This is a genomic window from Enterobacter sp. SES19 (genome assembly GCF_011765665.1).
GTDB classification, from domain to species: Bacteria; Pseudomonadota; Gammaproteobacteria; order Enterobacterales; family Enterobacteriaceae; genus Enterobacter; species Enterobacter pseudoroggenkampii.
This window is the reverse complement of sequence record NZ_CP050320.1, coordinates 3903390-3923017: the sequence shown is the minus strand read 5'-3', so window position 1 is coordinate 3923017 and position 19628 is coordinate 3903390. Positions and strand designations below refer to the sequence as shown.

Genomic DNA, 19628 nt, shown 5'->3' with positions numbered 1-19628 from the left:
TTTTTTGGCTAAAAATTACCATTATCCATATGACATAAGATGAAAAATCCATACTGAGAATTCACAAATGACGCGTATCACATTTTTATTGCTTAAATATTAGGTAATTAATAAAAAACGTGGCTATTTCAGCATTAGTTGAAATTGTAATGTCCATCACAGATCGCGATGCCATAGCGAAATAATCCATATCTTCACGAATTCCCGCCTGACACTTTTCCTCGCTTTCTCGTAATTTCAGTTAACGAATTTTGCTGTTGAGGCAGGAAAAATATGACATCTATCAATGACTCTACCCTAATGCCCGCTGCGCTGCGTGATACCCGGCGCATGAACCAGTTTGTCTCCATTGCCGCTGCCGTGGCGGGCCTGTTATTTGGACTGGATATCGGCGTCATTGCCGGAGCGCTGCCGTTTATTACCGATCACTTTACCCTCAGTAACCGTCTGCAGGAGTGGGTGGTGAGCAGCATGATGCTCGGCGCGGCCATCGGGGCGCTGTTTAACGGCTGGCTGTCGTTCCGCCTGGGGCGCAAATACAGCCTGATGGTCGGGGCGATCCTGTTCGTCGCGGGTTCGATCGGCTCCGCGTTTGCGACAAACGTAGAAGTGCTGCTGCTTTCCCGCGTGCTGCTGGGCGTGGCGGTAGGGATTGCCTCCTACACCGCGCCGCTTTATCTCTCCGAAATGGCGAGTGAGAACGTGCGCGGCAAGATGATCAGCATGTATCAACTGATGGTCACGCTGGGTATTGTGCTGGCGTTCCTGTCTGACACCTACTTCAGCTACAGCGGCAACTGGCGCGCAATGCTCGGCGTGCTGGCGCTGCCAGCGGTGGTGCTGATTGTCTTAGTGATTTTCCTGCCGAACAGTCCGCGCTGGCTGGCGCAAAAAGGGCGCCACGTGGAGGCAGAAGAGGTCCTGCGCATGCTGCGCGATACCTCGGAGAAAGCGCGCGAAGAGCTGAATGAGATCCGCGAAAGCCTGAAGCTGAAGCAGGGTGGCTGGGCGCTATTTAAGATCAACCGCAACGTGCGCCGGGCGGTCTTCCTCGGCATGTTGCTGCAGGCGATGCAGCAGTTCACCGGCATGAACATCATCATGTACTACGCGCCGCGTATTTTTAAAATGGCCGGGTTCACCACCACGGAACAGCAGATGATCGCCACCCTGGTGGTCGGGCTGACCTTCATGTTCGCCACCTTTATTGCCGTATTCACCGTGGACAAAGCCGGCCGTAAACCTGCGCTGAAGATTGGCTTTAGCGTGATGGCGCTCGGCACGCTGATCCTCGGTTACTGCCTGATGCAATTTGATAACGGCACGGCGTCAAGCGGACTTTCCTGGCTTTCTGTCGGGATGACCATGATGTGCATCGCTGGCTACGCGATGAGCGCCGCGCCCGTGGTGTGGATCCTGTGCTCCGAAATTCAGCCGCTCAAATGCCGTGACTTTGGCATCACCTGTTCCACGACAACCAACTGGGTGTCGAACATGATCATCGGCGCGACGTTCCTGACGCTGCTGGACGCGATTGGCGCAGCGGGGACGTTCTGGCTCTATACGGTACTGAATGTGGCATTTATTGGCGTCACGTTCTGGCTGATCCCGGAAACCAAAGGCGTGACGCTGGAACACATCGAGCGCAAGCTGATGGCTGGAGAGAAACTGCGGAACATCGGCGGATGATTTTTTGCCCCTCCGAAGGTTTTAATACGTGCCGCAACTGGAAAGGGAAAGGTGGCTTAATCACAATAAAAATGTGACTAAGATCACCACTAACTCTGGTAGGGAGTAGACACAGAGAGGGAACAGGCATTAGGATTTTTCTTATGTTGATGTATTATCGGACCACCGCCATCAATGTTAAGAGATGCGTTGCATCCGGAAAAAGAAGAATCACTATGTCAGAAATGGATTTCAAAAAAAGCACGGACCTCGACTTTCCCCGTTATGCCGGCCCGGCTGTAAGCGCAAAAGAGATCGATCTTCTGGGACTTTTTGAGGTCCTTCTGGCGGCGAAAAAACGTATCGTCGCCATCGTCTTTGCTTTCGCGCTGGTGGGGCTGGCCGTTTCATTTTTACTGCCGCAGAAATGGACCAGTAAAGCGGTGATCACCCCGGCAGAACAGTCGCAGTGGAATCCGCTGCGCCAGATGCTGGTTGCGCTGCAGGTGCTTGACGTGGACGTGAAAATTACCCGTCCAGAAATTTTTGATCTCTTTATTAAAAAGTTTCAGTCGCAGTCATTGCTCGAAGAGTACATGAAATCCTCTCCTTATGTGATATCGCAGCTTAAAGGTGTTGAGGTGGATCCGCTCGATCTGCATCGCGCGATAGTCAACATCTCAGACAGAATGAAAGCGGTGAATGACGATCAGGGAAAAGGCGCGGATAAAGTGCCCTTTGTCTCCTGGACATTGAGCTTCACTGCGCCAACAGCAGGCGATGCGCAAACCGTTTTGGAGGGGTATATCAATTATATCGTGGCTATCGTCGAAAAAGAGACGGTGCAGAATATCCGCAACCAGATCGCCCTGAAAACGAACGTTGTTGAGCAGCAGCTGGAACTGGATCGTGTTCGTCTGACCAATGTTCACAATACCAACCTGCAGCGACTGAATTATTCCCTGGAAGTGGCGAATGCCGCCGGTATCAAGAAGCCGGTCTACAGCAACGGGCAGGCCGTAAAGGATGACCCGGATTATTCCGTTGCGCTCGGTGCTGACGGTATCGCGCAAAAACTGAAGATTGAAAAAAATCTGAAGGACGTGACTGAACTGAATGCGGACTTTCAGAACCGGGAATACTACCTGGCACAGCTGAAAAATCTCTCCTTTGCCGATGTTAAACTTGAGCCATTCAGGTACCAGCTTTCACCCTCCATGCCGGTGAAAAAGGATGGCCCGGGTAAGGCTCTGATTGTCGTTCTGGCGGCGCTTCTTGGGGGCCTGTTTGCCTGCGGTAGCGTGTTACTGCGCGAGGCGATGCACACCCGTACTTCGCCGCCAGAGCCGGTGGCGAAATAAAATCTGCAGTTTAAAAAGGCGCTCAATAGAGCGCCTTTTTTTATGTGCATCGGTTGTGTTAAAAAAAGAGACCAAAGATAAGGAGGGATGATGAAAACGATCGGCCTGTTAGGTGGTATGAGCTGGGAATCGACAATCCCTTATTACCGCCTGATTAATGAAGGGGTAAAGCAGCGTCTGGGTGGTCTGCACTCCGCAAGTCTGCTGCTGCACAGCATTGATTTCCATGAAATCGAAGCCTGCCAGTCGAGCGGTGAGTGGGATAAAGCCGGAGAGATCCTGGCCCAGGCGGCGCTGGGACTGGAGCGTGCCGGCGCCAGGGGGATAGTCCTGTGTACCAATACCATGCACAAAGTGGCGTCGCATATTGAAGACCGCTGCTCGCTGCCGTTTCTGCATATCGCGGACGCGACCGGGCGTGCGATTGCGGCATCCGGAATGCGCCGCGTAGCGCTTTTGGGTACACGCTACACCATGGAACAGGATTTTTATCGCGGACGTTTACACAGTGAATTTGGGATAGAAAGCCTGATCCCGGATGAAGAAGATCGGGCGCGCATCAATCAGATTATCTTTGACGAGCTCTGCCTCGGTACCTTCAGCGAAGCTTCCCGCGCGTATTACGTCAGCGTTATCGATAAACTTAGGCAGCAGGGGGCCGAAGGGGTGATCTTCGGCTGCACTGAGATTGGTTTGCTGGTACCCGTCGAGCGAAGCCCTCTCCCGGTATTTGATACCACTGCAATTCATGCCGCCGATGCCGTGGCGTTTATGTTGTCCTGAGCACCCGGTTTAGGTTTACGTGTTGGCGGCGTCATAAGCGGATTGCGCCGCCACAATGGCATCAATATTATTTTCCACCCAGTGCGCAAGCACAGTCACCGTTTCGGTTAACGTCTGGCCAAGCGGCGTCAGGCTGTACTCGACGGTTACAGGTACCGTGGCGAATATCTTTCGCGACACCAGCCCATCACGTTCCAGTTTGCGTAAAGACTGGGTCAGCACCTTTTTGGTGATTCGCTGAATATCACGTTGAAGATGACTAAAGCGCATCGGCCCATTCTCAAGGCGCGCAAGAATTAACAGTGCCCACTTATCGGCGATACGCGTCAGCACGCCGCGGGTCGGGCAGCGTTCATCGAACACGTTGTAAGGAGGCATCTCCTTTTTCAGAACTGCTGTTTGGGTCATGGTGGTTCCCTCGAGGTAACCAGGTGAGATAAAGGTGCCTTCTTACGCCCGTGAATGTTTGCGTGTATAAAACGACGTAAGGTTTCTATTTGATACCAGGGAACCGAAAATGGCAACGGGCTCGCAGAGCAATTTTAAAGTCGTCTTAATCGTTTGACTCACAAGGCAATATTGCATCAGGAGATCTATCATGAGCGTTGTAGTTATCTATTATTCTGGCTACGGCCACACCAAACGCGTTGCTGAAACAGTCGCCGAGGGCGCGCAGGCTGAGCTGATCGCCATTGACAGCAATGGCGATATTCAGGAAAGCGACTGGCAAAAACTTAACGATGCCAGAGCGATTATTTTTGGCGCGCCAACCTACATGGGAAGCGTACCGTGGCAGTTTAAGAAATTCGCTGATGCGACCTCAAAAGCCTGGTTCGTGCGTAGCTGGCAGGACAAAGTTTTCGCGGGCTTCAGCAACAGCGCCAGCCTGAACGGTGATAAGCAGGTGTCGTTGCAATACCTGCAAACGCTGGCCTCTCAGCACGGTGGGATATGGGTGAGCCTGGGGCTGCCGCCGTCAAATACTCTCGCGGCAACCCGTCAGGACATTAATAATCTGGGCGGTTCAGTCGGTTTGCTGGTGCAGTCTCCATCAGATGCTGATGCTGGCGCCATTGCCAGCGGCGATCTGCAAACCGCTGTGAAATTCGGCGAGCGTGTTGCGGCCATCGCGAAACGTTTTAACTGAGTTTTCAGACGCCCTCTGTTCAGTGGGGCGTCTGATTCAACATCTTATTTAGCTGGCCAGCCAATAGACTTAACCCTCCTTGCAGATGCTCACTGAACGCCTCCACCAGCGCCGATGCCGGACGATGCAGTGGGCGGATTAGGCTAACGGTGAAAGGAACTGAGACACTAAACCGACGTACAACAATCCCACTTTCCGCATAATCCAACGCCGTGAGCGGATTCACCACCGCGACGCCGACGCCTGCGCGTACCATCGCACAAATCGAGGCCGCGCTGTGCGTTTCTACCACCATTCGGCGTTTGACCTGGTGCTCGGAAAACAGCGTATCCAGCAGCTGTCGATAACTGTCGGTCTGCGACAGGCTGATGTAGTTTTCCCCGTGGAAATCCTCCGGTGTAAGCACCGCCTTACCGGCAAGCCGATGCCCGGCGGGCAGAACGCACACTTCATCTAACGAGAGCAACTCCGTGCGCGCCGTTCCCGCTGGCGTGGAGAGGGTTTCGGTCAGGCCTAAATCATGGCGCTGAGCCGAAAGCCACTCTTCAAGCAGAGGTGATTCCTGAGGCACGATGGTGAGGCTGACCTCCGGGTATCGGGCCAGAAAGGGTTGCAGCAGCATCGGCAAAAAGGATTGCGAAAAGACGGGCAGGCAGACGATCGACAGCTCGCCCTGACGAAACTCGCGCAGGCTTTCCGCGGCACTCACTATTCTATCCAGCCCGTACCAGGAGCGCTGAACTTCCTCGAACAGGCGTAACCCTTGTACCGTCGGGTGAAGCCTGCCCCGGGTGCGTTCGAACAGCTTCAACCCCAGCACTTTCTCGAAGCGCGCCAGCTCGCGGCTCACCGTCGGCTGCGAGGTATGCAGCATCTGTGCGGCTTCGGTGAGATTACCGGTGGTCATCACGGCGTGAAAAATCTCGATATGGCGCAAATTGACGGCGGGCATAGGGCACCTGAAAGCAGAGAACTGACCATATCATTTTTGCATAGACTCGCGATAAAACGATATTTTTTATTCTCTTTGTGCTGTGGCGTAATCATGAAAACGCATTTACCCGGAGAAGACCATGCCACGCCCGCTGAACCAGACTGATACCGATTTGAACGCCGACAACCTGCTGCGCCTGCCCGCCGAGTTTGGCTGCCCGGTGTGGGTCTACGACGCGCAGATCGTTCGCGAGAAGATCGCCGCTCTGCATCAGTTTGACGTCGTGCGTTTTGCCCAGAAGGCCTGCTCCAATATCCACATTCTGCGCCTGATGCGTGAGCAGGGCGTGAAGGTGGACTCCGTTTCACTCGGCGAAATCGAGCGCGCGCTGGCGGCCGGATACGATCCGAAAGCCGACGGTGACGCGATCGTCTTTACCGCCGATGTGATCGACGATGCGACGCTGGCGCGCGTCCACGAGCTGCAGATCCCGGTGAATGCCGGCTCTGTGGATATGCTGGAGCAGCTGGGCGAGGTTTCACCCGGCCATCGCGTCTGGCTGCGCGTGAACCCGGGCTTTGGTCATGGCCACAGCCAAAAAACTAATACCGGCGGCGAAAACAGCAAGCACGGGATCTGGTATGCCGATATGCCTGCCGCGCTGGCGGTATTACAGCGCTACGGCCTGAAGCTGGTGGGGATTCATATGCACATTGGCTCTGGCGTCGATTACGGCCACCTGGAGCAGGTGTGCGGCGCGATGGTGCGCCAGGTTGTCGACTTCGGTCAGAATCTGGAGGCGATCTCTGCCGGCGGCGGTCTCTCCATTCCTTATCGCGAGGGCGAAGAGGCGATCGATACCGATCACTATTACGGTCTGTGGAGCGCCGCGCGCGATCAAATCGCCGCGCATTTGGGCCATGCGGTAAAACTGGAAATTGAGCCGGGCCGTTTCCTGGTGGCGGAAGCCGGCGTGCTGGTTTCGCAGGTGCGCAGCGTGAAAGAGATGGGGTCTCGCCACTTTGTATTGATTGACGCAGGCTTTAACGATCTGATGCGTCCGTCCATGTACGGTAGCTATCACCACATTACCGCCCTGGCTGCCGACGGCCGCGATTTATCGCAGGCACCACGCGTTGAGACGGTCGTTGCGGGGCCGCTGTGCGAATCGGGTGACGTGTTTACCCAGCAGGAGGGCGGCAAAGTGGAGACCCGCGCGCTGCCAGAGGTCAAACCGGGTGATTATCTTGTGCTGCACGACACCGGTGCTTACGGGGCGTCTATGTCATCTAACTACAATAGCCGCCCGCTGCTGCCGGAAGTGCTGTTTGATAACGGCAAGGCGCGGCTGATCCGCCGCCGCCAGACCATTCAGGAACTGCTGGCGTTAGAGCTCATCTGATGAAAGTACGGCCCCGTCGTGACCGAATCGCGTAAGACCAGCGTGCCGGTAAACGGTGGGATGGCATCGACCGGCTGGTTTTTTGCCAGCCGGATCGCCTGATCGATGGCCGTGACAATCATATTGTCGATGGGCAGATAAACCGATGAGAGCGCAGGCTCCAGCCATTTTGCGCTTGGGGCGTCGTCAAAGCCGAACAGTGAAATATCCTGCGGGATTTTACGCCCCGCCTGGTGTAACGCTTTGGACGCGCCCAGCGCCATATCGTCGTTACAGGCAAACAGGGCGCTAAACGATACACCGTCGGCAATCAATTCCTTGCACAGCTCATATCCCCCGGTCATTCCCGCATCGCCGTACTTTATCCGACGCTCGTCCAGACGGATGCCGTGCTTTTCCAGCGCCTTACGATAGCCCATCAGCCTCGCTTTTCCGGTTGGGGTATGGATCGGGACGGTGATACAGGCGATCTCCCGATGGCCCTGTTCGATCAGATAATCCACGGCCTTAAACGCGGCATCCTGCTGTTCGAAGAACACGCAGCGATCCGGCGCCTGGCTCACTTCACGGTTAATGACCACCAGAGGTGTTTTTACGGTGTTCATCAGTTTGATGATCGCTTTTTCGCTCATGTAGCGCGTATAAAGCACGATGGCATCGCACTGGCGATCGGCGAGCATCTGCACCGCCTGTTCTTCCTGTTCCGGCGCGTCGTGACCGTCGGTGACGATAAGCTGTTTTCCGTGGGTTTCGGTCTGCCGCGACGCCTGCTGGAGAAGGCGGCCAAAGTAAAAGCCGTCGAAGGTCGAGACGACCAGACCAATGCTGTTGCTGGTCTGGTTAGCCAGCGAGCGCGCGAGAAAGTTCGGCCGATAGCCCAGCTCTTCCATCGCCGCAAACACCTGCTGACGCGTACTCTCTTTAACCTGACCCGTGCCGTTCAGCACGCGCGATACCGTGGCCTTAGACACGCCCGCGCGCAGTGAGACATCCAGCATTGTTACCATTCTACATTCCTGCTTTCACGTAATGATCTGCAGTTTAACACAGAGCTTACGCCGTATAAGCGATGCGGGAAGCGCAAAAATTCCGCCACGATCACGCTTTTCGGTAACGATTTGTCTGGCCTGCCTGAAGTAAAACTAAATAGTCTGACTCTGGTAAAATAATCGCCAAAACGAGCTGGAGGCGTCAGGCCAGCCCATTAATGAGAATACGCAGGTGAAACGTGAAAAAGACTGTTATCCTCCCGCTTTACGATGCACCGCAGTATGCTGAGCAGGTAACCGACTGGATCTGGCAGGCGTTTGGCGAAGGGCTTCCCCGGGAATTTTTCCACAGCATCGTTGAGCACAGCCAGACGCCGGGAAAATTACCGCTGACGTTTATTGCTGTTGAGGACGAAAAGCTTCTTGGTACGGTGGGGCTCTGGCGCTGCGATTTGATCACCCGTCAGGATCTCTTTCCGTGGCTGGCGGCGCTGTACGTTGACGACGCGGCGCGAGGCAAGGGGCTGGCAGGAAAGTTACAGCAGCATGTTATTACCTGGGCCGCGCAAGCGAGATATGAAGAACTGTACCTCTGGTCTGCCTGCCGCGACTTCTACGAACGTTACGGCTGGCAGTATATCGGCGATGGGCTGGAATACCCCAACACGCGGGTTCACCTCTACCGTTATTCGCTCTGCGTTTCCGCAGGCGACGCAACGGAGTGACGACGAACCAGCGTCGGGCTAAACAGATGCGTAATATCCGGCGGCTGGCGCTGTTCCGCCAGCGCTAACGCCAGCTCGGCGGCCTGTGTGGCCATGGTGATAATCGGGTAGCGCACGGTGGTCAGGCGCGGGCGAACGTAGCGGGAGACCAGCACGTCGTCGAAGCCAATCAGCGAAATTTCTGCCGGTACCTCAATCCCGTTGTCGTTCAACACCCCCATTGCCCCTGCGGCCATCGAGTCGTTATAGCTGGCAACCGCCGTGAAATTCCGTCCGCGACCCAGCAGCTCGGTCATGGCCTGTTCACCGCCGCTCTCATCCGGTTCGCCATAGGCCACCAGGCGGTCATTGCACGGCAGTCCGTTTTCGCGCAGGGCATCGTAGTAGCCCTGCAGACGGTCTTCTGCATCAGAAATCGGGTGGTTTGAACAGAGATAGCCAATCCGGGTGTGGCCCTGCTGAATCAGATGACGGGTCGCAAGCCACGCGCCGTAGCGGTCGTCGAGCGCCACGCAGCGTTTCTCAAAGCCGGGAATAATGCGGTTGATGATGACCATCCCGGGGATCTGCTTCATCAGATGAATCAGTTCGGCATCCGGGATCATTTTGGCGTGTACTACCAGCGCCGCGCAGCGGTGGCGGATCAGCTGCTCGATGGCCTGGCGTTCTTTTTGTTCATTATGATAGCCATTGCCGATCAGCAAAAAATTGCCTGTCTGATAAGAAACCTGCTCAACGGCTTTCACCATCGCGCCGAAAAAGGGATCGGAGACATCTCCTACCACCAGACCAATGGTTTCTGTGGACTGCTGGGCGAGCGCGCGGGCATTGGCATTGGGATGATAGTTCAGGGATTCCATGGCGCTTTGTACCGCCTGGCGTGATGCGTCACTGGCTTTTGGGGAGTCGTTAATCACGCGGGAGACGGTTGCCACCGACACACCTGCCAGACGGGCCACATCCTTTATTGTCGCCATTCATTACCTTCTTATTGGGGGTAAGCGTTTACACACCAAATAGTGTTGCGGAAAAGCGGCGCGCATTCAAGGGGAGCGGATTTCCGCTCTCCACAAACGTGACGCAGAACAACCCTGGCGGTGTAATCGTTACACGCGCAGTCATGTCTGAAGAATGTCAATCTGAACCTTTGGTTACACTTTGCCTCAGGCTGTTGCGATTGTCCGATGGCGAGGATGTTAATGAGATTGATACAGTTGAGATCCCAGAGGTATTGATTGGTGAGAATTCTTAGTACGGTTTCGTACTCATCTCTTGCACCAACCTGCGCGGATGCGCAGGTTTTTTTTCGCCTCCACTTTTGCTGTCGCTCCCGTATCACTTCTCGTGTAATCTGCCACCATTTACTATCAACCCTCCACACTGGCTGGCAAAGGGAGTTGAGATGCTATTTGGGTTCTTCCGTACACTGTTCCGTATTCTCTTTCGCATCCGCGTCACTGGCGATGCCCAGGCGCTTCGTGGCGAACGCGTTCTTATCACACCAAATCATGTTTCCTTTATAGACGGCATCCTGCTGGCGCTGTTTCTGCCCGTGCGCCCGGTATTTGCGGTCTATACCTCCATCAGCCAGCAGTGGTACATGCGCTGGCTCACGCCGCTGATTGATTTTGTGCCGCTTGACCCGACAAAGCCGATGATGATTAAGCATCTGGTGCGTCTGGTCGAGCAGGGGCGTCCGGTGGTCATTTTCCCGGAAGGGCGTATCTCCGTGACCGGTTCGCTGATGAAAATCTACGACGGTGCGGGGTTTGTCGCGGCGAAGTCAAAAGCGACCGTGGTGCCGCTGCGAATTGAAGGCGCAGAGCTGAGCCATTTCAGCCGTCTGAAGGGACTGGTGAAGCAGCGTCTGTTCCCCAAAATCACGCTGCATATTCTGCCGCCAACGTCGTTACCGATGCCCGACGCGCCGCGTGCCCGCGATCGCCGTAAAATCGCCGGGGAAATGCTGCACCAGATTATGATGGAAGCGCGCATGGCCGTGCGTCCGCGCGAAACGCTGTACGAATCTCTACTTTCCGCGCAGCACCGCTATGGCGCGAAGAAAAACTGCATCGAAGACATCAACTTTACCCCGGATACCTATCGCAAACTGCTGACCAAGACCCTGTTTGTGGGGCGCATTCTTGAGAAGTACAGCAAAAAGGGGGAAAAGATTGGCCTGATGCTGCCTAATGCGGGCATCAGCGCGGCGGTGATTTTCGGCGCGGTTTCCCGGGGCCGGATCCCGGCGATGATGAACTACACGGCGGGTGTGAAAGGGCTGACCAGCGCCATCACCGCTGCCCAGATTAATACCGTCTTTACCTCTCGTCAGTTCCTGGACAAAGGCAAGCTCTGGCATCTTCCCGAGCAGCTCACCCAGGTGCGCTGGGTCTTCCTGGAGGATCTGAAAGCCGACGTGACCACCGGCGACAAGCTGTGGATTTTTGCTCACCTGCTGATGCCGCGTCTGGCACAGGTCAAACAGCAGCCGGAAGATGACGCCATTATCCTCTTCACGTCGGGATCGGAGGGCAACCCGAAAGGCGTCGTCCACAGCCACAAGAGCATTCTGGCGAACGTTGAGCAGATCAAAAGCATTGCTGACTTTACCGCGGATGACCGTTTTATGTCGGCGCTGCCGCTGTTCCACTCCTTTGGCCTGACGGTGGGGCTGTTTACGCCGCTGCTGACCGGCGCAGAAGTGTTCCTTTATCCAAGCCCGCTGCATTACCGGATTGTGCCGGAGCTGGTGTATGACCGTAACTGCACCGTCCTGTTCGGCACCTCAACCTTCCTCGGCAACTATGCGCGTTTCGCCAATCCGTATGACTTCTATCGCGTGCGGTATGTGGTGGCCGGTGCGGAAAAACTGCAGGAGAGCACGCGTCAGATCTGGCAGGACAAGTTTGGCCTGCGCATTCTCGAAGGCTATGGCGTGACCGAGTGTGCGCCCGTGGTCTCGATTAACGTGCCGATGGCGGCGAAACCGGGTACGGTTGGCCGAATTCTGCCGGGAATGGATGCGCGTCTGCTGGCCGTGCCGGGCATTGAGGACGGTGGCCGTCTGCAGCTGAAAGGGCCAAACGTGATGAACGGGTATCTGCGCGTGGAAAACCCGGGCGTGCTGGAGGTGCCCACAGCGGAAAACGTCAACGGCGAGGTTGAAACCGGCTGGTACGACACCGGGGATATCGTCCGTTTCGATGAACAGGGCTTTGTACAGATTCAGGGACGCGCGAAACGCTTCGCCAAAATCGCCGGTGAAATGGTCTCTCTGGAAATGGTTGAGCAGCTGGCGACGGCCGTGTCCACGGATAAGATGCATGCGACGGTGGTGAAGAGTGACGCCAGCAAAGGCGAGGCGCTGGTGCTGTTTACGACCGACGGTGAGCTTAAGCGCGACAGGTTACTGAGCTATGCGCGTGAACACGGTATTCCTGAACTGGCCGTGCCGCGCGATATTCGCTACCTGAAACAGCTCCCTGTGCTGGGTAGCGGGAAGCCCGATTTCGTGACCCTGAAAGGCATGGTTGAAGAGGCGGAACAGCAAAATGCGTGAGTCAGTACACACTAACACATCGCTCAGATCGAAAGGCATGATGGCCGTCATCGCCGCACAGTTTCTCTCTGCGTTCGGTGATAACGCGCTGCTGTTTGCCACGCTGGCGCTGCTGAAAGCCGAGTTTTACCCCGACTGGAGTCAGCCGATCCTGCAGATGGTGTTTGTGGGCGCTTACATTATCTTTGCTCCGTTCGTCGGGCAGGTGGCGGACAGCTTCCCGAAAGGTCGGGTGATGATGTTTGCCAATGGCCTCAAGCTGCTGGGTGCGGCCAGCATTTGTTTTGGCTTTAATCCGTTTATTGGCTATACGCTGGTGGGCATTGGCGCCGCCGCCTACTCCCCGGCGAAGTATGGCATTCTCGGCGAGCTGACCACCGGAGATAAGCTGGTGAAAGCCAATGGTCTGATGGAGTCGTCAACCATTGCCGCTATCCTGCTCGGATCCGTTGCGGGCGGCGTGCTGGCCGACTGGCATGTCCTGGCGGCACTGGGCGTATGCGCGGCGGTGTATGGTGGGGCGGTCGTGGCGAACCTGTTTATTCCTAAACTGCCGGTGGCTCGCCCGGGACAATCCTGGCGCTTTAAACCGATGACCGGCAGTTTCTTTACCGCCTGCCGCGTGCTGTGGCGTAACGGTGAAACGCGTTTTTCCCTCATGGGGACCAGTATGTTCTGGGGGGCGGGCGTCACGCTGCGCTTCCTGCTGGTCCTGTGGGTGCCGGTGGCGCTGGGGATTACTGACAACGCGACGCCGACCTATCTGAATGCGATGGTGGCCATCGGCATTGTGGTGGGGGCTGGCGCGGCGGCGAAGCTGGTAACGCTCGAGACGGTAGCACGCTGCATGCCCGCAGGGATCCTGATTGGCGTCGTGGTGCTGATCTTCTCGCTGCAGCATGCGTTATTGCCCGCGTATGTCCTCCTCATCCTGATTGGTATTCTGGGGGGCTTCTTCGTGGTGCCACTGAACGCGTTACTGCAGGAGCGGGGCAAGCAGACCGTCGGGGCAGGCAATGCCATCGCGGTACAAAACCTGGGGGAAAACCTGGCAATGCTGTTAATGCTGGGGCTCTACTCGCTGGCGGTAAAAGTGGGCGTGCCGGTGGTGGGGATTGGCGTCGGGTTTGGTGGGCTGTTTGCGCTGGCGATTGCGGGCTTGTGGATGTGGCAACGTCGCCGCTGATAAGTGCGGCCTGATGCCCTCACCCCGGCCCTCTCCCACAGGGAGAGGGAGCAAACCCTAAAAACGGCAACGTGCGTTGCCGTTTTGCTTTTATTACGGTGCAGGATAAGTATAAACCTGATGCACCGCTTCAATCTCCGCTAACACCTCTTCACTCAGGTTCAGATTGAAACTCGCAATATTGGTTTTCAACTGCTCCATCGTGGTCGCGCCCAGCAGGGTGCTGGCAACAAACGGCTGACGATGCACGAAGGCCAGCGCCATCTGCGCAGGGTCAAGACCGTGACGCTTCGCGATATCCACATAGGCGGCAACGGCTTTCTGCGTCTGCTCGCCGCTGTAACGGGTAAAGCGGCTAAAGAGGGTGTTACGCGCCCCGGCCGGTTTCGCGCCGTTCAGGTATTTCCCCGTCAGCGTGCCGAAGCCGAGACAGGAGTAGGCGAGCAGTTCCACTTCTTCATACTGCGTCACTTCGGCCAGACCCACTTCATAGCTGCGGTTAAGCAGGCTGTACGGGTTCTGAATAGTCACGATACGCGGCAGATCGTGTTTATCCGCCAGGTGCAGATAGCGCATGACCCCAAAGGCTGTTTCGTTAGAGACGCCAATATAGCGGATTTTTCCCGCGCGCTGGCATTCGGTCAGCGCTTCCAGCGTTTCCAGCAGCGTCACGGCGGGGGCGCTCTCATTCCAGCTGTAGCCGAGCTTACCAAAGCAGTTGGTTGGGCGCTGAGGCCAGTGCACCTGATACAGATCGAGATAGTCGGTTTGCAGGCGCTTCAGGCTGGCGTCCAGTGCGGCGCGGATATTCTTGCGATCGAGGATCTGATTCGGGCGGATCCCGGTATCGTTGTTGCGCGCGGGGCCGCTGACTTTGGAGGCAATCACCAGCTTTTCACGGTTGCCGTGTTTTGCCAGCCAGTTACCGACGTAGGTTTCGGTAAGTCCCTGCGTTTCCGGACGTGGCGGAACAGGGTACATCTCCGCGACATCAATCAGGTTAATCCCCTGGCTGACGGCGTAATCGAGTTGTGCATGGGCATCGGCTTCGCTGTTTTGTTCACCAAATGTCATCGTGCCCAACCCCAGTTGGCTTATTTCCAGAGCGCTGTGGGGGATACGGTGATAATGCATAGCCGGCTTCCTCAGTAGACTTATAGACCGCGTCAGGGCGTGCCCGACAAAGGAATATAAACATGGCAGAGGGGAAGCAAAAGGGGAAGAAAAAAATCAAAAAGGTCAGCAAGCGACTGACCTCTCTCTGTTTATCGCTCGATAATTTGCGATACTTCGTCGCGATTGATCTGCATTTTATTGCCTTCCTGGTCGCGGTAGCTGACCAGCCCGGTATCATCGTCAACTTCGGGTTTGCCGTCGGTCAGGATCATTCGACCGTCTTTTGTCGCCATGACGTAATCGCTGCTACAGCCCGATACGGCAAACGCTAAACCGACTGCTGAAACTAACACTGCCCATTTTTTCATCGTTATCGTCCTCATCTGGCACGTATCAAATCATAATCTAGTATTAACTCGATATGGCGACTTGAGGAAGCAGTAAAATCTTAAAAAGCAGTCGATTATGTTTGAGAGCTCGCAAAATAAGTAAAAAACTATGTTTTTAACAGGAAATGACGTGCCAGGAGCGCGCCGGTGAAATTCTTTTTGAGATAAAAACCGCGCGGCAACGTCAGTATCGGCTCACCCTGTGCGCCGATGGCCTCGGTAAGCGCTTTACTGTTGGCCGCTTTCGGACGCAGTTGTAACACTTCTCCGTGTCGGGCGGTGATGCGCTCTACCTGCCCAAGAACGATCATGTCCATCAGCTCCTCCCAGTCCAGCCGAAGCTGATGCTCTTCATCCTCGTTCGGGCTCCAGAGCAGCGGCGCGCCAACGCGACGGTCAGCCAGGGGGATCTGTCGCTCGCCTTCAACCGGTACCCACAACACGCGCTTCAGCTTGTGGCGAACGTGGCTGGTTTCCCACGTCACGCCGGTGTTGCCGGTTAATGGCGCAACGCAGACAAAGGTGGTCTCAAGCGGCTTGCCCTGGCTATCTATTGGGATGGTTTTTAACTCCACGCCAAGTGCTGCAAAATCCTGCTCGGGTTTGCTCCCAGCGCTCGCACCCAGCCACAGCTCAAGCAGCATGCCGATCCAGCCTTTATCCCGCTTAAGATCCTTCGGGATCGGAAGCCCTGCCATTGCCGCCAGCTCGCCAAGCGAAAAGCCCGCAAGACGCTGTGCCTGCTGGAGCAACTGGCCCTCGCTGGACGGCGGTGAGAGCAAGGGTGTAAGCGGATGCATGACGGTAACCTTTTGATTAAAAAATAAACGAAGAAATTGTCCCCTGTGGATAGAGTTTAACTATTTCTGTACCAATATTCCATGTATATGATTTATAGGTTTTTTTATCGGTTTGAAATCGTTTCACCCGAGTCAGAAAACCGGTTGTTCAAATCTGGTCACTGACAATGAACAGGATCTTACACCATGTTATCCACAGAAAAATGGGATAACTGGGCATAACCCTGACTACTGTTTCAATTTACAGCCTTGACGTGCGATGAAAATCGAATTTTCAAACAAATTGTGACTAACTTATTGGCACAATCTGTGGATAAAACCGACGCTGTTCGATCTTTCATCAGCACGACGATCCCTGATGTGACGATCGTCACGCTATTCTGTTTTGTGTTCATGGAAATACATTTAACTCTATGAAAATAATTGCATTATTGAATTCAGGTGAAAGAGGGGATATGGCAGCGTTTAAGGTTGTTCATCGGTAATCAGACACTTCTTCACAACTATATCCACAGAAAAGGTGAATAAAATTCCCTTCACTGCCACTCATCTGTTTATAACTCAGCACTTATTTGTGAGTTATTCAAATGTTATTAGGTTGCAGCCCTGTAAGAGAGTGGTTTACCGCCTCCCTGTAGTGTGAAACAATCATTCATATATAAGGTTTAGTTTGGGGTAGTCCGGTGATTGATGACGATGGCTACCGCCCGAACGTAGGAATAGTAATTTGTAATCGTCAGGGCCAGGTGATGTGGGCCCGGCGATATGGTCAGCACTCCTGGCAGTTCCCGCAAGGCGGGATCAATCCGGGAGAGTCCCCAGAACAAGCGATGTACCGGGAGCTTTTTGAAGAGGTCGGTTTAAGCCGAAAAGATGTTCGCATCCTGGCTTCGACCCGCAACTGGTTGCGTTACAAGTTACCGAAACGTTTGGTGCGTTGGGACACAAAGCCGGTTTGTATCGGCCAGAAACAAAAGTGGTTTCTGTTGCAGTTGGTGGGCAACGATTCAGACATCAATATGCAAACCAGCAGTACGCCGGAGTTCGATGGCTGGCGCTGGGTGAGCTATTGGTATCCTGTTCGTCAGGTCGTGTCATTTAAACGCGATGTTTACCGTAGGGTGATGAAAGAGTTTGCAAGTGTGGTAATGCAGCTTCAGGAGATCCCGCCTAAGCCGCAGAGCGCACCTGCCTGGCGACGTAAAAGAGGTTAAGCTACGCAAATCATGCTCACCCGCTTGCGAGAAATAGTCGAGAAGGTGGCCAGCGCGCCGCGTCTGAACGAGGCGCTGAATATTCTGGTCACCGACATCTGCCTTGCGATGGAGACCGAGGTCTGTTCGGTGTATCTGGCCGACCACGATCGGCGCTGCTATTACCTGATGGCAACCCGTGGTTTGAAAAAACCACGCGGACGCACCGTAACGCTCGCATTTGATGAAGGTATCGTGGGTCTGGTCGGGCGGCTGGCTGAACCCATCAACCTTGCTGACGCACAAAAACACCCCAGCTTTAAGTACATCCCTTCCGTAAAAGAAGAGCGCTTCCGCGCTTTCCTTGGCGTGCCGATTATCCAGCGTCGCCAGCTGCTCGGCGTGCTGGTCGTCCAGCAGCGTGAGCTACGTCAGTACGACGAAAGCGAGGAGTCTTTCCTCGTCACGCTGGCCACGCAGATGGCGGCGATCCTCTCCCAGTCCCAGCTTGCCGCGCTTTTTGGTCAGTATCGCCATACGCGCATTCGTGCCCTTCCGGCATCACCAGGCGTGGCGATAGCTGAAGGCTGGATGGACGCTACGCTGCCGCTGATGGAGCAGGTTTACGAAGCCTCAACGCTTGATGAAGCGCTGGAGCGCGAGCGTCTCACCGCCGCGCTGGAAGAGGCGGCGAATGAATTTCGTCGTTACAGCAAACGTTTTGCCGCAGGCGCGCAAAAAGAGACGGCGGCGATCTTTGACCTCTATTCGCACCTGCTCTCCGATGCGCGCCTGCGTCGTGAGCTTTTTGCGGAAGTGGATAAAGGCTCGGTCGCGGAGTGGGCGGTTAAGAAGGTTATCGAAAAATTTGCCGACCAGTTTGCGGCACTGACCGACGGTTACCTGAAAGAGCGGGCAGGGGATCTGCGCGCGCTGGGGCAGCGCCTGCTTTTCCATCTTGATGACACCATTCAGGGCCCGAATGCATGGCCAAAACGGTTTGTTCTGGTTGCCGACGAACTTTCGGCAACGACGCTGGCTGAACTGCCCCAGGACAGGCTGGCCGGCGTGGTGGTGCGCGATGGTGCCGCCAACTCACACGCCGCCATTATGGTGCGCGCGCTGGGTATCCCTACCGTTATGGGGGCGGACATTCAGCCGTCGGTACTGCACCGACGTACGCTGGTGGTCGACGGCTATCGCGGTGAGCTGCTGGTCGATCCTGAGCCGGTTCTGCTCCAGGAGTACCAGCGTCTTATCAGCGAAGAGAATGAATTAAGCAAGCTGGCTGAAGATGACGTTAACCTGCCCGCACAGCTGAAGAGCGGTGAGCGGATCAAAGTCATGCTCAACGCCGGTTTAAGCCCTGAACATGAAGAAAAGCTTGGCAGCCGCATCGACGGTATTGGCCTATATCGTACTGAAATCCCGTTCATGCTGCAGAGCGGTTTCCCCTCCGAAGAGGAGCAGGTGGCACAGTATCAGGGGATGCTGCAGATGTTTAACGACAAACCTGTCACCCTGCGTACCCTGGATGTCGGGGCGGATAAACAGCTGCCCTATATGCCGATCAGCGAAGAAAACCCGTGCCTGGGCTGGCGTGGGATCCGCATTACGCTCGATCAGCCGGAGATCTTCCTGATCCAGGTACGTGCGATGCTGCGCGCCAACGCGGCGACGGGCAATCTCAGCATCCTGCTGCCGATGGTCACCAGCATCGATGAGATCGACGAGTCCCGGCGGCTGATCGAACGTGCTGGCCGCGAAGTGGAAGAGATGATCGGCTATGCGATCCCGAAACCGCGGATTGGGGTGATGCTTGAAGTGCCGTCTATGGTCTTTATGCTGCCGCAACTGGCAAACCGTGTTGATTTTATCTCTGTCGGCACGAACGACCTGACGCAATATATCCTGGCCGTCGACCGTAACAATACTCGCGTCGCCAGTATCTACGACAGCCTGCATCCGGCGATCATTCGCGCGTTAGCGATGATCGCCCGTGAAGCGGAGCAGTACGGTATTGATTTACGCCTGTGCGGTGAAATGGCCGGTGATTCCATGTGCGTTGCGATCCTGATTGGTCTGGGATTCCGCCATCTGTCGATGAACGGTCGCGCCGTCGCCCGCGTGAAATACCTGCTGCGGCATATCGACATCAATGATGCCCGCGAGCTGGCTGAACGCAGCCTTGAGGCGCAGCTGGCAACGGAAGTCCGCCACCAGGTCGCGGCGTTTATGGAACGACGCGGTATGGGCGGTCTGATCCGCGGCGGCCGCTAATCGTTTTTCGCCCTCTCCCTGTGGGTGAGGGCGCCAGCGCGCATAAAACCCTATACACATCTTTTACATCTCTGGCGCATCCTCCGCGCCCGC

The 19628-nt window shown here is 55.5% G+C and carries 17 protein-coding genes; 10 read left to right on the top strand and 7 right to left on the bottom strand.

Annotated features, from left to right (window positions below):
• Positions 1-273 precede the first annotated feature (273 nt).
• From GXP72_RS18590 to GXP72_RS18580, 3 genes are all read left to right on the top strand, one after another.
• Positions 274-1689 (top strand): sugar porter family MFS transporter, encoded by a 1416-nt coding sequence (locus GXP72_RS18590; protein ID WP_024909313.1) that lies wholly within the window; start codon positions 274-276, stop codon positions 1687-1689.
• 215 nt (positions 1690-1904) lie between these two features.
• A complete protein-coding gene (gene wzz(fepE) / locus GXP72_RS18585; RefSeq protein WP_048990712.1) occupies positions 1905-3029 on the top strand; it encodes an LPS O-antigen length regulator Wzz(fepE) in 1125 nt (374 codons plus the stop codon).
• 90 nt (positions 3030-3119) lie between these two features.
• Positions 3120-3812, top strand: coding sequence for an aspartate/glutamate racemase (locus GXP72_RS18580; protein ID WP_090418537.1), 693 nt, complete (start codon positions 3120-3122; stop codon positions 3810-3812).
• A 15-nt stretch (positions 3813-3827) separates the two neighbouring features.
• On the opposite strand, the gene GXP72_RS18575 is transcribed toward GXP72_RS18580, so the two are convergent.
• Positions 3828-4220 carry a helix-turn-helix domain-containing protein gene (locus GXP72_RS18575; RefSeq protein WP_081758216.1) on the bottom strand — a complete coding sequence of 131 codons (393 nt, stop codon included), beginning with the start codon at positions 4218-4220 and terminating at the stop codon, positions 3828-3830.
• Between the two features lie 187 nt (positions 4221-4407).
• Here GXP72_RS18575 and GXP72_RS18570 point away from each other — a divergent pair, with 187 nt between their 5' ends.
• Complete coding sequence (locus tag GXP72_RS18570; protein WP_024909309.1) at positions 4408-4959, top strand: flavodoxin family protein; 552 nt, start codon at positions 4408-4410, stop codon at positions 4957-4959.
• Positions 4960-4978: 19 nt separating this feature from the next.
• Here GXP72_RS18570 and GXP72_RS18565 read toward each other — a convergent pair whose 3' ends face one another.
• A complete protein-coding gene (locus tag GXP72_RS18565) occupies positions 4979-5911 on the bottom strand; it encodes a LysR family transcriptional regulator (protein WP_090418534.1) in 933 nt (310 codons plus the stop codon).
• Positions 5912-6032: 121 nt separating this feature from the next.
• Between GXP72_RS18565 and lysA the strand changes: the two genes are divergently transcribed.
• Positions 6033-7295 carry a diaminopimelate decarboxylase gene (gene lysA / locus GXP72_RS18560; protein ID WP_208763241.1) on the top strand — a complete coding sequence of 421 codons (1263 nt, stop codon included), beginning with the start codon at positions 6033-6035 and terminating at the stop codon, positions 7293-7295.
• On the opposite strand, the gene GXP72_RS18555 is transcribed toward lysA, so the two are convergent.
• Entirely contained in the window at positions 7265-8302 is a 1038-nt protein-coding gene (locus GXP72_RS18555; protein ID WP_032648146.1) for a LacI family DNA-binding transcriptional regulator, read from the bottom strand. The two genes, lysA and GXP72_RS18555, sit on opposite strands and share 31 nt — an antisense overlap.
• 221 nt (positions 8303-8523) lie before the next feature.
• Between GXP72_RS18555 and GXP72_RS18550 the strand changes: the two genes are divergently transcribed.
• Positions 8524-9009 (top strand): GNAT family N-acetyltransferase, encoded by a 486-nt coding sequence (locus GXP72_RS18550; RefSeq protein WP_090418525.1) that lies wholly within the window; start codon positions 8524-8526, stop codon positions 9007-9009.
• Here GXP72_RS18550 and galR read toward each other — a convergent pair.
• Positions 8970-9986 carry an HTH-type transcriptional regulator GalR gene (galR, locus tag GXP72_RS18545; protein WP_090418523.1) on the bottom strand — a complete coding sequence of 339 codons (1017 nt, stop codon included), beginning with the start codon at positions 9984-9986 and terminating at the stop codon, positions 8970-8972. The genes GXP72_RS18550 and galR overlap by 40 nt on opposite strands.
• Before the next feature lie 425 nt (positions 9987-10411).
• Here galR and aas point away from each other — a divergent pair, with 425 nt between their 5' ends.
• Both aas and lplT read left to right on the top strand, forming a co-directional pair.
• Positions 10412-12571 carry a bifunctional acyl-ACP--phospholipid O-acyltransferase/long-chain-fatty-acid--ACP ligase gene (gene aas, locus GXP72_RS18540; RefSeq protein ID WP_090418521.1) on the top strand — a complete coding sequence of 720 codons (2160 nt, stop codon included), beginning with the start codon at positions 10412-10414 and terminating at the stop codon, positions 12569-12571.
• On the top strand, positions 12564-13757 hold the full coding sequence (lplT, locus tag GXP72_RS18535; RefSeq protein WP_032648138.1) for a lysophospholipid transporter LplT: 1194 nt from the start codon (positions 12564-12566) through the stop codon (positions 13755-13757). Before aas ends, lplT begins: the two co-directional genes overlap by 8 nt.
• Positions 13758-13850: 93 nt before the next feature.
• Here the strand turns inward: lplT and GXP72_RS18530 are convergent, their stop codons facing one another.
• From GXP72_RS18530 to mutH, 3 genes are all read right to left on the bottom strand, one after another.
• Positions 13851-14891 carry an NADP(H)-dependent aldo-keto reductase gene (locus tag GXP72_RS18530; protein ID WP_090418518.1) on the bottom strand — a complete coding sequence of 347 codons (1041 nt, stop codon included), beginning with the start codon at positions 14889-14891 and terminating at the stop codon, positions 13851-13853.
• 131 nt (positions 14892-15022) lie between these two features.
• A complete protein-coding gene (locus GXP72_RS18525; RefSeq protein WP_008499668.1) occupies positions 15023-15241 on the bottom strand; it encodes a YgdI/YgdR family lipoprotein in 219 nt (72 codons plus the stop codon).
• Between the two features lie 128 nt (positions 15242-15369).
• Positions 15370-16062: a DNA mismatch repair endonuclease MutH gene (gene mutH, locus GXP72_RS18520; protein WP_032648136.1), complete on the bottom strand. Its 693-nt coding sequence runs from the start codon at positions 16060-16062 to the stop codon at positions 15370-15372.
• Between the two features lie 683 nt (positions 16063-16745).
• Here mutH and rppH point away from each other — a divergent pair.
• Positions 16746-17276, top strand: a complete 531-nt coding sequence (rppH, locus tag GXP72_RS18515; protein ID WP_013098553.1) for an RNA pyrophosphohydrolase — start codon at positions 16746-16748, stop codon at positions 17274-17276.
• 12 nt (positions 17277-17288) lie between these two features.
• A complete protein-coding gene (gene ptsP, locus GXP72_RS18510) occupies positions 17289-19535 on the top strand; it encodes a phosphoenolpyruvate--protein phosphotransferase (protein ID WP_024909296.1) in 2247 nt (748 codons plus the stop codon).
• Positions 19536-19628: the final 93 nt, after the last annotated feature.

Coding starts and splice junctions, on each gene's coding strand:
- GXP72_RS18590 (WP_024909313.1), top strand. CDS start 274: ATGACATCTATCAATGACTCTACCCTAATGCCCGCTGCGCTGCGTGAT.
- GXP72_RS18580 (WP_090418537.1), top strand. CDS start 3,120: ATGAAAACGATCGGCCTGTTAGGTGGTATGAGCTGGGAATCGACAATC.
- GXP72_RS18575 (WP_081758216.1), bottom strand. CDS start 4,220: ATGACCCAAACAGCAGTTCTGAAAAAGGAGATGCCTCCTTACAACGTG.
- GXP72_RS18565 (WP_090418534.1), bottom strand. CDS start 5,911: ATGCCCGCCGTCAATTTGCGCCATATCGAGATTTTTCACGCCGTGATG.
- lysA (WP_208763241.1), top strand. CDS start 6,033: ATGCCACGCCCGCTGAACCAGACTGATACCGATTTGAACGCCGACAAC.
- GXP72_RS18555 (WP_032648146.1), bottom strand. CDS start 8,302: ATGGTAACAATGCTGGATGTCTCACTGCGCGCGGGCGTGTCTAAGGCC.
- galR (WP_090418523.1), bottom strand. CDS start 9,986: ATGGCGACAATAAAGGATGTGGCCCGTCTGGCAGGTGTGTCGGTGGCA.
- aas (WP_090418521.1), top strand. CDS start 10,412: ATGCTATTTGGGTTCTTCCGTACACTGTTCCGTATTCTCTTTCGCATC.
- lplT (WP_032648138.1), top strand. CDS start 12,564: ATGCGTGAGTCAGTACACACTAACACATCGCTCAGATCGAAAGGCATG.
- GXP72_RS18530 (WP_090418518.1), bottom strand. CDS start 14,891: ATGCATTATCACCGTATCCCCCACAGCGCTCTGGAAATAAGCCAACTG.
- GXP72_RS18525 (WP_008499668.1), bottom strand. CDS start 15,241: ATGAAAAAATGGGCAGTGTTAGTTTCAGCAGTCGGTTTAGCGTTTGCC.
- mutH (WP_032648136.1), bottom strand. CDS start 16,062: ATGCATCCGCTTACACCCTTGCTCTCACCGCCGTCCAGCGAGGGCCAG.
- ptsP (WP_024909296.1), top strand. CDS start 17,289: ATGCTCACCCGCTTGCGAGAAATAGTCGAGAAGGTGGCCAGCGCGCCG.